Annotated in this window: 12 protein-coding genes; 5 read left to right on the top strand and 7 right to left on the bottom strand. The window is 61.4% G+C overall.

Annotated features, from left to right (window positions below):
- Positions 1–129 precede the first annotated feature (129 nt).
- On the top strand, positions 130–1029 hold the full coding sequence (locus HX812_RS07510; protein WP_038851419.1) for a glycine betaine ABC transporter substrate-binding protein: 900 nt from the start codon (positions 130–132) through the stop codon (positions 1027–1029).
- Between the two features lie 6 nt (positions 1030–1035).
- Here HX812_RS07510 and HX812_RS07505 read toward each other — a convergent pair whose 3' ends face one another.
- Positions 1036–1953, bottom strand: a complete 918-nt coding sequence (locus HX812_RS07505) for a LysR family transcriptional regulator (RefSeq protein WP_038851420.1) — start codon at positions 1951–1953, stop codon at positions 1036–1038.
- A gap of 136 nt (positions 1954–2089) precedes the next feature.
- Between HX812_RS07505 and HX812_RS07500 the strand changes: the two genes are divergently transcribed.
- Both HX812_RS07500 and HX812_RS07495 read left to right on the top strand, forming a co-directional pair.
- Positions 2090–3406: an MFS transporter gene (locus HX812_RS07500; protein WP_038851421.1), complete on the top strand. Its 1317-nt coding sequence runs from the start codon at positions 2090–2092 to the stop codon at positions 3404–3406.
- A gap of 19 nt (positions 3407–3425) precedes the next feature.
- A complete protein-coding gene (locus HX812_RS07495; protein ID WP_038851422.1) occupies positions 3426–4163 on the top strand; it encodes a creatininase family protein in 738 nt (245 codons plus the stop codon).
- A 160-nt stretch (positions 4164–4323) separates the two neighbouring features.
- Here HX812_RS07495 and HX812_RS07490 read toward each other — a convergent pair whose 3' ends face one another.
- Both HX812_RS07490 and HX812_RS07485 read right to left on the bottom strand, forming a co-directional pair.
- Entirely contained in the window at positions 4324–4692 is a 369-nt protein-coding gene (locus HX812_RS07490) for a BrnA antitoxin family protein (protein WP_038851423.1), read from the bottom strand.
- 3 nt (positions 4693–4695) lie between these two features.
- A complete protein-coding gene (locus HX812_RS07485) occupies positions 4696–4977 on the bottom strand; it encodes a BrnT family toxin (RefSeq protein WP_038851424.1) in 282 nt (93 codons plus the stop codon).
- A gap of 351 nt (positions 4978–5328) precedes the next feature.
- Here HX812_RS07485 and gabP point away from each other — a divergent pair, with 351 nt between their 5' ends.
- Both gabP and HX812_RS07475 read left to right on the top strand, forming a co-directional pair.
- Positions 5329–6738 (top strand): GABA permease, encoded by a 1410-nt coding sequence (gene gabP / locus HX812_RS07480; RefSeq protein ID WP_038851426.1) that lies wholly within the window; start codon positions 5329–5331, stop codon positions 6736–6738.
- Positions 6735–7811 (top strand): GlxA family transcriptional regulator, encoded by a 1077-nt coding sequence (locus HX812_RS07475; RefSeq protein ID WP_038851427.1) that lies wholly within the window; start codon positions 6735–6737, stop codon positions 7809–7811. Before gabP ends, HX812_RS07475 begins: the two co-directional genes overlap by 4 nt.
- Positions 7812–7813: 2 nt before the next feature.
- Here the strand turns inward: HX812_RS07475 and HX812_RS07470 are convergent, their stop codons facing one another.
- The 4 genes from HX812_RS07470 to HX812_RS07455 all read right to left on the bottom strand — a co-directional run bounded on the left by HX812_RS07470 (position 7814) and on the right by HX812_RS07455 (position 12475).
- Complete coding sequence (locus tag HX812_RS07470) at positions 7814–9157, bottom strand: cytochrome c (protein ID WP_038851428.1); 1344 nt, start codon at positions 9155–9157, stop codon at positions 7814–7816.
- Between the two features lie 16 nt (positions 9158–9173).
- Positions 9174–11393: a molybdopterin cofactor-binding domain-containing protein gene (locus HX812_RS07465; protein ID WP_038851430.1), complete on the bottom strand. Its 2220-nt coding sequence runs from the start codon at positions 11391–11393 to the stop codon at positions 9174–9176.
- Positions 11393–11848, bottom strand: coding sequence for a (2Fe-2S)-binding protein (locus HX812_RS07460; RefSeq protein ID WP_038851431.1), 456 nt, complete (start codon positions 11846–11848; stop codon positions 11393–11395). Before HX812_RS07460 ends, HX812_RS07465 begins: the two co-directional genes overlap by 1 nt.
- Before the next feature lie 330 nt (positions 11849–12178).
- Complete coding sequence (locus HX812_RS07455) at positions 12179–12475, bottom strand: DUF6124 family protein (protein WP_016978361.1); 297 nt, start codon at positions 12473–12475, stop codon at positions 12179–12181.
- Between the last annotated feature and the right edge of the window lie 214 nt (positions 12476–12689).

Genomic DNA, 12689 nt, shown 5'->3' with positions numbered 1-12689 from the left:
AGGCTCGGCGATCTGAAATTAGGATAAATGTACATAGGTGTCAATAATGGTCGACATGCCTGTACATTTTTTATTGCAGTGCCCGGAAGTCGCCGCTAAGATCGGCCTCACCCCTTAGGAGGACGTCTGATGAATGCTCATGTGCACTATCGGAAAAAAGCCTGTGCCTACCTGCTCGGCCTTGCGCTGGGCGCCACTGCGGCGGTGACCCACGCCGAGGAAAAACCCCCGGTACGCATTGGTTGGGTGAACTGGTCCGATACGGAAATCACCGTCAAGCTCGCCAGTACGGCCTTGCAGGAGCATCTCAAGCAACCGGTCAAGTTGGTGATGGCCGACATCGGCATCCAGTTCCAGGCGCTGGCCAACGGCAACATCGACCTGATCCCGATGGTCTGGCTGCCCAGCACCCACAAGGCGTTCTACGACAAGTACAAAGACCGCCTCGAAGACCTTGGCGTGCTGTATGAAGGGCGAATCGGCATGGCCGTGCCCACCTCGGTGCCGGTGGCAGACGTCGCCAGCGTGGAAGACCTGAACAAACCCGGGATCCGCGAAAAGTTCGACGGCAAGATCTTTACCTCCGAAGTCGGCAACGGCCAGTACAAGCTCACCGTCAAGGCGATCGAGGACTACAGGCTGGCGGGCTACAAACTGGTGGGGTCATCGGAGAGCGGCATGCTCAACGAGCTGGACCGCAACCTCAAGCGCGACAAGTGGTCATTGGTCAACGCCTGGAGCCCACATTGGATGTTTTCCAAATGGTCGCTGCGTTACCTGGATGATCCCAAGCAGATTTTTGGCGGCGCCGAACAGATCCACGCCATGGCCCGCAAAGGCTTCAGCCAGGAGCATCCGGAGGTGGCGTACTTCTTTGCGCATTTCTCCATCCCCCAGGCCGACCTCGAAGCGTTGATGATGCAGGCGCGCGAGAGCTCGGCGGACAAGGCGGTGGCGGCGTATTACGCGGCGAACAAGGCGCGTTTTGAGGGGATGTTCAATCCGGCCCTGGTTTCCAGCACGCGGTAAGCCTGCTTACGCCTGCGGCCTGAACATCGGCAACCGCGCCAGCATCCAGTCCAACAGCTCCTGGGCGGGGGCCGCCAAGGGGCGGGCGGCCTTCACCAGCAATTTGGCTTCCACCCCCAGCAATAGGGGGTGATCAATCAGCACCGACGCCAACTCGCCATTTTCAATTTCCCGCAAGGCCGCGAACTCCCCGGCCAGCGAGGCAAAGTCGCCACTGGCAACCAGACGCTTGAGGGCTGCCAGTGAGTTGCTGACCAGGGTGGGGCGCACCTGGATCTTCTCGGCGAACTCGAGCAGGGTGATGGCATGCCCTATGCCAAAGGTGGTCGGCGTCAATACCAATGGGCATTCGAGCACGTCCTGCACGCTCGCCATGCCGCCGCGCGCAGCCAACGGGTGGTCAGGGCGCACCAGCAACATCACCGGCTGCAACGATGCGGCGCGAAAGTCGATGTGCGGATGGGCCGGCGGGTTGTAGGCCAAGCCGATGTGCGCACGGTTTTCGGCGACTTCGTGGAGCACATCCACCACCGGCAGGATATCCAGCGTGACGTCCAGCTTGGGGTACTGCTTGCAGAAGGGTGCGAGCACGTTATCCACCAGCACATCGACATAGCCTTCACTGATCACCACACGCACATGGCCTTGCTGCAAGCCCTTGATCGCCTGCAACTGGTCTTCGAGTTTTTCCTGGTGCGAACGATAGCCGCGCCAGAATTCCAGCAAATGCGCCGCCGCTTCGGTCGGTTGCACGCCACGGGCCTGGCGTTCGAATAGTTTTGCGCCGAGTTCTTCTTCCAGCAGTTTGATCTGGCGGGTAATCACCGAGGGCGAGGTGTTGATGCTGTCCGCCGCGCCGCGGATGGAACCGTGCGTCAGCACTTCATGAAAGTAGCGCAGGCGTTGTTGATTGATCTCTCGCATAAGGGTCACCGCCGTCAAAGTTGCGTTGCCTATAGGGCAACACTGCGCGAACTTAGTTGCTCTTGCTGGTGATGATGGGCCGGCGCACCATGGATTGGCAAGCCCGCAACACCCACAAGAATAACGGGAGACCCGTATGCCAACCGCTCCGACACCCGCAACCGACAAGGCCCTTGCTGCCCTCTACCACAAGCTCAATTGGCGGCTGTTGCCGTTGTTGTTCATCGGCTACGTCTTCGCTTACCTGGACCGCATCAATGTCGGCTTCGCCAAGCTGCAGATGCAAAACGACCTGGGGCTGTCGGATGCCGCCTACGGTGCCGGTGCCGGGATTTTCTTCATCGGCTATGTGCTATTCGAACTGCCCAGCACCCTGATGCTGCCGCGCATCGGCGCGCGCAAAACGTTCAGCCGCATCCTGGTGCTGTGGGGCATCACCTCCGCCTGCATGCTGTTTGTGCGTGATGTGCCGACGTTTTATGCGATGCGTTTTTTGCTGGGTGTATTCGAGGCCGGTTTTGCGCCGGGCATGATCTATTACCTGTCCCGCTGGTACGGCCCCAATCGCATGGCGCGGGCAATTGCCATCGTGTTTATCGCCGGGCCCATGGGCGGCATTCTCGGTGGCCCCATCTCCGCGTGGCTGATTACCACGTTTGCCGGCGTCGGCGGCCTGGCCGGCTGGCAATGGATGTTCCTGATCGAGGGGCTGCCCTGTGTGTTTCTCGGCGTGCTCATGTACTGCGTGCTGTGTGATCGGCCCGCCGATGCGCCGTGGCTGAATGCCGCCGAAAAGCAATTGCTCGAAACCGAGCTGGGCACTGCGAGCGCGCGCAATCATTCGTTTCGTACCGTGTTGCGCGACCCCAAGGTTTACGTCCTGGCGTCGGCCTACTTCTGCATCATCTTCTCGATCTACGCCATGAGCTTCTGGTTGCCGGCCGTCATCAAGGCGCTGGGCGTCAACGACACCCAGCAGTTGGGCTGGTACGCCGCGTTGCCTTATGTCGGCGCGGCGCTGGGCATGTACTGGATCGGGCGGCGTTCGGACCGCCTCGGCGAGCGACGCCTGCACTGCGCAATCCCTGCTGCCACCGGCGCCGTCTTGCTGATCCTCTATCCCTTGGCGGGCGGCAATCTGTTGGTGTCGATGGCCCTGCTGAGCCTGTCGATCAGCATGATGTTCATGGCCTACACCGTGTTATGGGCGATGCCCTCCGAGCACATCAAGGGCGACGCGGCCGCCGGCGGCATCGCCTTGATCAACACCATCGGCCTGTCCGGTGGTTTCTGGGGCCCGGCCATGATCGGCTGGGCCAAAACCGCCACCGGCAGCCTCGACACGGGGCTCGTCGCGGTGGGCTGCGTGTTCCTGTGCGCAGCCTTCGTGATCATCGCGACCAAACCGCGAACACGTACCGGCGTGGCAGGCGAATACGTGCGCAATCATTGAAACCTACGAGGAACCCATCATGCTGTTATACCTGTCGACCTGGGCCGAAATCGGCCAATTCCTTGAGCGCAGCCGCACCATCGTGATTCCGATCGGCTCCAACGAGCAGCACGGTCCCACCGGTTTGCTGGGCACCGATTGGATGTGCCCCGAGATCATTGCGTGCGAGGCGCAAAAAAGCGCCGATATCCTGATCGCGCCGACCTTCAACATCGGCATGGCTCAGCACCACATCGGCTTTCCCGGCACCATCTCGCTGCGGCCCTCGACCTTCATTGCCGCCATCGGCGACTGGGTGCACTCGCTGGCCGCCCACGGCTTTGAAAAGATCCTGTTCCTCAATGGCCATGGCGGCAACGTCGCCTCGATTGAAGCGGCGTTCTCCGAGTTGTACGCGCAGGCAAGTTTTGCCCGGCGCCCGGCGGGGTTTGCACTGAAGTTATGTAATTGGTGGGACCTTGACGGTGTCGGCGAACTGGCCAAGGAACAGTTCCCCACCGGGCACGGCATTCATGCCACACCGTCCGAGATAGCGGTGACCCAGTGGGCCTATCCGCAGGCGATAAAAACCGCGGAGTACTCGCCTCAAATCGCGCCCTGGGGCCCGATCCGCGAAGCCTTCGATTTCCGCGCGCGCCATGTGGACGGGCGGATGGGGTCCGATCCCGCACAGGCCAGCCCCGACAAGGGACGCGACCTGGTAATGATGGCCGCGCGAGGGTTGATCCTGGAGGTTGAGGCGTTCAGCCGCGAGTGACGTACAGGTTAGAGGGTGGGCGGGTTGTCGAATTTCACGTACACCCGCTCAGAGTCATGATCGTCAAGGTTTTCGATCTGTCCTTGCGGCACTGGTGCGCGCATCGTCGGGTGTAGCCTGGGGGTTCATGTTTAGCGGGGGTGTAGACAAAGGGATACCTTCATAAAGTGGGTTTAGCCTTTGATCTGGTGAGTCTGGGCGAACCCAGTATTCGATTCAGCTCGCCAGCGAGTGCGATCAGCTGTTGTTCCAGCGCTTCGACCTCGCAGACGCTGATGCCATCTTTGATAACGTTCAGGGTTTTGGTTTTTTTCACCGACGGAGGTGCCAGGTTATGTGTTTCTTGGGAAAGCAGCGCCTGACGTAGCAGGTTGTTGATCACAGTCTGATAGCCTGTACCCGCATTTTCCGCGCGTGCACGTGCCGCCTCGATCACCGAGTCGTCCAGCATGATAGTGATGCGGGTCTTGCCCTTGTTACTGGCGACTGCACCGCGTTTACCGGAGCTGAAGTCGTATTCGTCTTTCATGTCTCAAGCCTCTAGGTACTGGCGCCTTTCATTTTTCGATGCGAGTCGCGCACTGATGATTCTCACAAAATTTGGATCGCGGTAGGTGTAAGCCACGACTAACACTCGTCCCTTCGCGTCCGAGCCAACGATCACCCAGCGTTCTTCATCATGACGACAATCTTGGATTGTCAGAGCTGCCTCGTCGTAGAACACCGGTTCCGCCTCGGCAAGGCTAATGCCATTGTGCTTCTGCTGATTTGCGGTGTTTTTCGTCTCGTCATATTGAATCCTGAATGTTCTCATTATGCATACTTTATATGTATATAAAAGCGATTGAAGAAAGTGACAGTCAGGAGGCTGGTTTACTTCCGCGCATTCCAGTCTGTATACGCCTTATCCCTGCTTATCAATGAGGGTTTGATTGTGCTGAGGCTACCTAGGTATGTCCGTGGGCGACCGGTGCTTTGTTAAGTAGTCGGATTCTGATTCACCTGACAGATGCGATCCCGTGTCGATATCAGGCCAATCCCTGCCGCTCCCAGGCTATTTTTGATGAACTCAGGCCGCGTAAGGTGACCCATCATTAAGAAATGATGATCGCCTGACTCTTCAGTCAGTACACCTTGACGTCGATCACCGAGAACAACAAAAACAATGAATAGCCTCAATTCCAACGATTCCAACGGCCAGTTGGCGCAAGGCTTCAAGCCGCGTCATGTGACCATGCTTTCCATTGCGGGCATTATCGGGGCGGGGTTGTTTGTCGGTTCCGGGCATGCGATTGCGGCGGCGGGGCCGGCGGTGCTGCTGGCTTATCTGTTCTCCGGCACGCTGGTGGTGCTGGTGATGCGCATGCTCGGGGAGATGGCGGTGGCCAATCCCGATACCGGGTCTTTTTCGACCTACGCCGACCAGGCCATCGGTCGCTGGGCCGGGTTTACCATCGGTTGGTTGTACTGGTGGTTCTGGGTGCTGGTGATCCCCATCGAGGCCCTGGCCGCCGGGCATATCCTCAACCAATGGTTCCCACAGATCGACGCTTGGCTGTTTGCCTTGTTGTCGATCTTTTTGTTGGTGGTCACCAATCTGTTCAGCGTGTCCAAGTACGGCGAGTTCGAGTTCTGGTTCGCCATGGCCAAGGTCATCGCGATCATCGGTTTTATCGGCGTGGGCTTCGCGGTGCTGATGGGCTGGGTGCCCGAGCGCGAGGTGAGCGGGTTGAACCGGTTGATGGAGGAACACGGCGGTTTCGCGCCCAACGGGCTGTCGGCGGTGGTGGGCGCCTTTATCACCATCATGTTCAGTTTTATCGGCACTGAGGCGGTCACCATCGCGGCGGCCGAGTCCAGCAACCCGGCGCAGAACATCGCCCGCGCCACACGCTCGGTAATGTGGCGCATTGGTGTGTTCTATCTGTTGTCGATCTTCGTGGTGATTTCCGTGGTGCCGTGGAATGACCCGTTGCTGGCTTCGGTAGGCTCTTATCAGCGCGCCCTGGAACTGATGAACATTCCCCACGCAAAGCTGCTGGTTGATGTTGTGGTGTTGATCGCCGTGGCCAGTTGCATGAATTCCTCCATCTACATTGCCTCGCGCATGCTGTTTTCCCTGGGCAAGCGTGGGGATGCCCCTAAGTTGATGAAAAAGACCTCGGCGGCCAGCGTGCCGAGGGCCGCGGTGATTGCCAGCACCATCCTGGGCGCGGGTGTGACCCTGTTCAGTTACTTCGCGCCGGCCGGGCTGTTCCAGTTCCTGCTGGCCAGTTCGGGCGCCATCGCTTTGCTGGTGTATTTGGTGATTGCGGTGTCGCAGTTGCGCATGCGCAAGATCCTGCGACAGCGCAACGTCACGCTGACCTTCCAGATGTGGCTGTTTCCCTGGCTGACCTGGCTGGTCATCGCGTTCATCTGTGCTGCATTGACGGTAATGCTGGTCACGCCGGAACACCGTTTTGAGGTGTCATCCACCATCGGCCTGGCCCTGATGATTTCCCTGGTCGGCTTGCTCACCGCGCGGCAGCCCGAACGCACGCAAAAAACCGTGGCTGCTGCCTCGCCGCCATGAGTGGCCGCCCCGTAAGCAGCATCGTGTTCCTGCTGCTGGACCAGTTCACCTTGATGTCACTGGCCTCAGCGGTCGAGCCCTTGCGCATGGCCAACCAGCTCTCGGGCCAGGAACTCTACAAGTGGCACACCGCGAGCCCGGACGGTAACCCCGTGTGGGCCAGTGACGGCGTGCCCATCACGCCGGACGGGTCGATTCTCAGCGTGCCGTCCGCCGACATTGTGATTGTCTGCGGCGGCATCGGCATCCAGGGCACCGTGACGGGTGAGCTGGTCAAGTGGTTGCGCAGCCAGGCGCGTTACGCCAAGCGACTGGGCGGTATCTGTACCGGTAGCTTTGTGTTGGCGCGGGCGGGTTTGCTGGATGGCTATGAATGCAGCGTGCATTGGGAATGGTTGGCGGCCATGCAGGAGGCGTTTCCACGGGTGACGGTCAGTTCCAGCCTGTTTACCCTCGATCGCGATCGTCTTACCAGCTCGGGTGGCACGGCGCCCCTGGACATGATGCTGCACCTGATCGGCCGTGATCACGGGCATGAGCTGTCGGCGGCCATCTCCGACATGTTTGTGTACGAGCGCATCCGCAACGAGCAGGACCATCAGCGCGTGCCGCTCAAGCACATGCTCGGCACCCAGCAGCCCAAGCTGCAGGAAATCGTCGCGTTGATGGAGGCCAACCTGGAGGAACCGATCAACCTGGATGAGCTGGCGGCCTATGTCGCGCTGTCCCGCCGTCAGCTTGAGCGCATGTTCCAGAAATACCTGCACTGTTCGCCGTCACGCTACTACCTGCGGCTGCGGCTTATCCGGGCGCGGCAGTTGCTCAAACAGACGCCCATTTCCATCGTGGAGCTGGCTGTGCTTTGCGGCTTTGTGTCCACGCCGCATTTCTCCAAGTGCTACCGTGAATACTTCGGCGTGCCGCCCAGCGACGAGCGCTCCGTCACCGACAGCGAGCGCTCCATCGTGCTCAAGCCGGTGATGCATGCGTTGCCTACGCCCGCGCCCATGAACGTGTTGGAGCAGGCGCGGGGCGAGGCAACGTTTGCCAGCGTGAAAAACCTGAAGCCCTGACCTCAGCGCATGTGCAGGATAATCGGGCTGCTGCTCGCCGGGTCGGTATGCCCGCGCAACTTGCCCACCGCTTTGGCATCCACCGCGCCACCGTTGTTGCCCCAGGTGCCGCGCACGTAGCTGAGTACCTCGGCGATTTGCGCGTCGGACAATTGCTCACGAAACGCCGGCATGCGGTAGGCATCCGGCACGCCGGCCGCGACCACGCGTTGCGAGCCGTTGAGGGTGATGTTGATCGCTGAGGCGCTTTCCTTCGCCAGTGCCGACGTGGCGCCGGCCAGGGGCGGCATCCACTCGGGCTGGCCCTTGCCGTCGAGACCATGGCAAGAGGCGCAGCGGGTGGCGTAGGTGTGGGCGCCGGGGGCGTCTTGTACCGCCGCCACCGCCTGATACTGCCAGGGTGCGCCGTCGCGCTGCGGGTCTCCAGGCAATGACTTGAGGTAGCGGGCGATGGCCGCCAGGTCGTCGTCCTGCATGAACTGCGTGGAGTTGTTGAAAGCCTCGGTCATCGAGCCATAGACCACCGCATGGGCGTTGCGCCCGGTCTTGAGGAACTGCACGATCTGCGGCTCGGTCCAGCGGCCCAAGCCGGTGTTGGGGTCCTGGCGCAGGCTCGGCGCATACCAGCCGTCGAGCAAGGCGCCGGCGAGGAACGGCGCGCCGGATTCATCCAGGGCTTTTTCGTTAAAGGCCAGGCCACGCGGCGTGTGGCAACTGCCGCAGTGGCCGGGGCCTTGGACGATGTACGCACCACGGTTCCACAGCGCGTCCTGGTTGGGCTTGGCCGCGTAAGTCGCCGTGGGCGCGAACACGCCGTTCCACAGGGCGATGGGCCAGCGCATATTCAGTGGCCAGGGAATATCGCTGGGGATATTCGGTTGGTTGGCCGGTTGTATGCCCTGCATGAAAAACGCGTACAGCGCTTTGATGTCGTCATCGCTGAGTTTCACGTAGGACGGGTAGGGCATGGCCGGGTACAGCCGACGACCGCCGGGTGCTACGCCATGGCGCACTGCACGGTCAAAATCGGCCAGGCTGTAAGTGCCGATGCCGGTTTGCTTGTCCGGTGTGATGTTGGTGGCGTGGATCGCCCCCAACGGCGTGGCCATTTCCAGGCCACCGGCAAACGGCGCCTTGCCCGCCAGGCTGTGGCAGGCCACGCAATCGCTGAGGCGCGCGACATATTCGCCACGGCTGACCAGGGCGGGATCGAAGGTGGCTTTCGCCTGTTGCTGTTCGAACGGCGTAGCCGGTTCCCGGGTGACGTACCAGGCCAACAGGCCTGCGGCGACCAGGCAGGGCAGCGCCAGCCAGCCTGCGGTTCTTGCGAATCGACGGTTGTTCATGGGCGTTTCCTGAAGGTCAGCTGAAAGTGTGTCGGCTCAAAGGCAGGCTGCGCACGCGCTGGCCGGTCAACTGCGCCACCGCATTGGCCACGGCCGGAGCCACGGCAGGCAACGGCGGCTCGCCGATACCGCCCATTTTTTCGCCACTCTCGACTATCCGTACATGCACCCGTGCCATCTGCGCGGGCGCCAGGATCGGGTACAAGTCGTAGTTGCGCGCCCGGGGCTTGCCGTCCACGTACACCGCTTCCTCCAGCAAGGTCTGTGACAAGCCCAACGCCACCGCACCGTTGACCTGGGCCTCGACAATCGCCGGGTTGACGATGCTGCCCGGGTCGATGGCCTGCCAGATATCGTGCACCCTGACCTTGCCGTTCTCGATGGACACCTCAGCGATCGCTGCCGTGTGGGAACCGAATGGCGAGGCCATGGCTACGCCGCGTGCGCGTCGAGTGCCGTCCTCGGCCGTGAAGGGTCCGCGCTTCCAGCCACCGGACAGTTCACCCGCCGCTTTCAGCAACGTGGTCAGCCGTGGGTTGTCGCGCAGCAGGTGCAGGCGAAGCTCATAGGGATCCTGCCCGCCCTTGTCCGCCAGTTCGTCGAGGAACGACTCGTAGAAAAAGTCGTTGAGCGAATTGCCCACCGAGCGCCAGTAACCGAGCATGGGCGCGCCCTTGACGTAGATCTGCGCGATGCGTTTGTTGGGGATCGCGTAGGACTTGCCCGACAACCCTTCAACCGCCGTGGGGTCGATTTTATCGCCCTGTTTGCCGGCGAGGGCTTCGGTCGGGCCTTCGGTCGCACTGACGGCTTCGATGGCGACCGGCAGGCCTTTGTCATCCAGCGCGGCGCGGAACTTGACCACCGCTACGGGGCGCAGCACATCGCGCAAGAACTCTTCTTCGCGACTCCAGATCAGCTTGACCGGACGGCCCACCGCCTTGGCCAATGCAATGGCCTGCGGGTAGGGGTTGGCCGAGTCATACAGGAAGTGTCGGCCGAAGAAGCCACCGAGCAACGGCGAGTGCAGGTTGATTTGCGCAGCGTCGAGGCCGGTGCGCTTGGCGATGTCGGCGCGGAACATGTCCGGCGCCTGGTTGGGCAGCCAGATGTCCAAGGTGCCATCCGGGTTGAAGCGCGCCAGGGCTGACGGCGGCTCCAATTGGCCGTGGTTGAGATATTGGTTGTGATACGTCGCCTCGAGCTGGGTCTTGCCGCCTTTCAGCGCGGCGGCGATGTCACCTTCGTTCTCGTCGTCGCGGGCCGGGCCTTGCTGGGCAGCGAGGAACTCGAAGTGCTTGTCGCTGGAGAAGTCCGCCGGCATGACGCGCAGTGCCGAGTCGGCGGCGGCTTCCTGCCAGTCGACCTGGATGGCTTCTACCGCACGCTTGGCGTGCCACCAACGTTCAGCCACCACCGCCACGGCGCCGGGCAGCACGTGCACCGAATGCACGCCTTTCATGCCTTCGACTTGGGCCTGGTTGCGCAGGCTGCCGACGGTCATGCCCAGGCGTGGCGCGTGCTGGACGGCGGCGTGAAGCATGTCGTCGACTTTCAGGTCGATGCTGTAGAGCGCCTTGCCGGTGGATTTGTCATAGGCGTCCAGGCGCTTGACCGGTTTACCGATCCAGCGGAATTGGCTTGGGTCGCGCAGGGTGATACTGGATGGATCGGGCACGGGCATGTCGAGGGCGCTACTGGCCAGCTCGCCATAACCCAGCGAACGACCGGACGCCGCATGCACCACGCGGCCGGGCTGGGTGGTCAGTTCGCTAACCGGCACGCCCAATTGTTTAGCGCCAGCTTGCAGCAACATCACGCGGGCCAGGGCACCAAGGCGGCGCATGGTTGGGTAGCTCATGCGCACCGACATGCTGCCGCCGGTGATGCGCAGACCGTTTTCCATCACCACATAGGCTTCGCCGGGCGGGGCGGATTCGACGATAAAGGTGGCGGGGTCGGCATCCAGTTCTTCGCCGACGATCTGCGCCATGGCGGTGTGGGTGCCTTGTCCGCCTTCCATGAACGGGCTGAGCAGGCGCACCGTACCGTCCGGGCGAATCTCCAGGAACGCCGGCACCTGGGTGCCACGTTCAACGGTGGTGGCGGCTTGCACCCGGCCCGAGCCCAGGGGCAGGCCAAAACCAATCACCAGTGCGCCCACCGCCGTACTCGCCAGAAAACGGCGACGCGACAGGTTGACCGGTGTATCCAGCAGTTCGTCGAGGATACTCATCAAGCGCCCTCCTGCTTGGCCAGGGCGTCGACCGCCGCATGGATGGCGTTATAGGTGCCGCAGCGGCACAGGTTGATCATCGCCGCGTCGATCTGCGCCTTGCTCGGCGCGGGGGTGTGCTTGAGCAGCGCAGTGGCCGCCATCACCTGCCCGGACTGGCAATACCCGCATTGCGCCACCTGATGCTCGACCCAGGTCGCGACCACGCGCTTGCCCACTTCGTCGTTTTCAATCGCCTCGATGGTGGTGATCTCACGCCCGACCAAGGCGGCCACCGGCGTGACACACGAGCGCACCACATTGCCGTCCACCAGCACCGAACAGGCGCCGCACTGGGCCAGGCCACAGCCGTACTTGGTGCCGGTCAGGCCCAGGTCATCGCGGATCACCCACAACAAGGGCGTGTCTGCGTCGGCATCGACCTGATAGGCCTTTTGGTTGATTCGTAATTCCATGGCTCACCTGCTGATCAACGGTAGGTGCGGCCTTTTTAGTGATGAACGCAGTGGCCGCTTATTGTCGAACTCTAGACCAGAGTGCAAGGGCGCAGATACCCGGTGGTCGACAAATCGGAGGATCGGGCAAGGATTCAACAGGATCGGGTGAAAGCGCTGTAGACAAGGCTATACGGCGGTTTTGCATCAGGCGGCGCTTGCTCCCGTTGGACTGCGCAGCAGTCCCATTTTTGGGGCCGCTTCGCGACCCAACGGGAGCAAGCTCCCTCGCCCAGGTAAAGTGTTCGCCTTTAACTGACTGGCATTAGGGCTGGCCCGCTCCCATCTGTTTTAGTTGTGTTTCAGGCATTCAATAGAGCGGTCCACCGTGGTCTTGGCGATTTCCAGCAAATGCCACACCGCCAGGATCTTCGCCCGCTCAGGGCTTGCCAATTGCTCACCACAATCGAGTGCGGTGGCCGACGCGCTGTCGAGCAAGCTGGCGGTGTAGAGCAGGGCGTCTTCGAAGCTGAGGTCTTCGTTGACCGAGTGGAAACCTTGGGTAGGCAGGTAATGGTCGATGGCGCGGTTGAACGCGGCGCGGTCTTTTGCGGGGTCGATGGGTGGATCGGGTAGGACTTTATTCATGGTGTAGTTCCTCGTGTAAATAGGAGCCAACACCTGTCGCGACTAAACGATGGGTGGCGGCTGTACGCAGGTTAGTCGACCGGCCACAAGGAAATCCGGCGCACCCGAGGGTGCCCTGCGCACAGCCACCATAAAACTACATGTGACCGTGCGCCTTGTGCCATTCCGGGCGACTAAACCCGATCACTGAATAGGCAGTGACGGCTGCAGACTA

It is taken from the genome of Pseudomonas sp. IPO3749 (assembly GCF_013386605.1).
GTDB classification, from domain to species: domain Bacteria; phylum Pseudomonadota; class Gammaproteobacteria; order Pseudomonadales; family Pseudomonadaceae; genus Aquipseudomonas; species Aquipseudomonas azotoformans_A.
The sequence above is the reverse complement of the archived record's forward strand: the minus strand, read 5'-3'. Positions and strand labels throughout refer to the sequence as shown.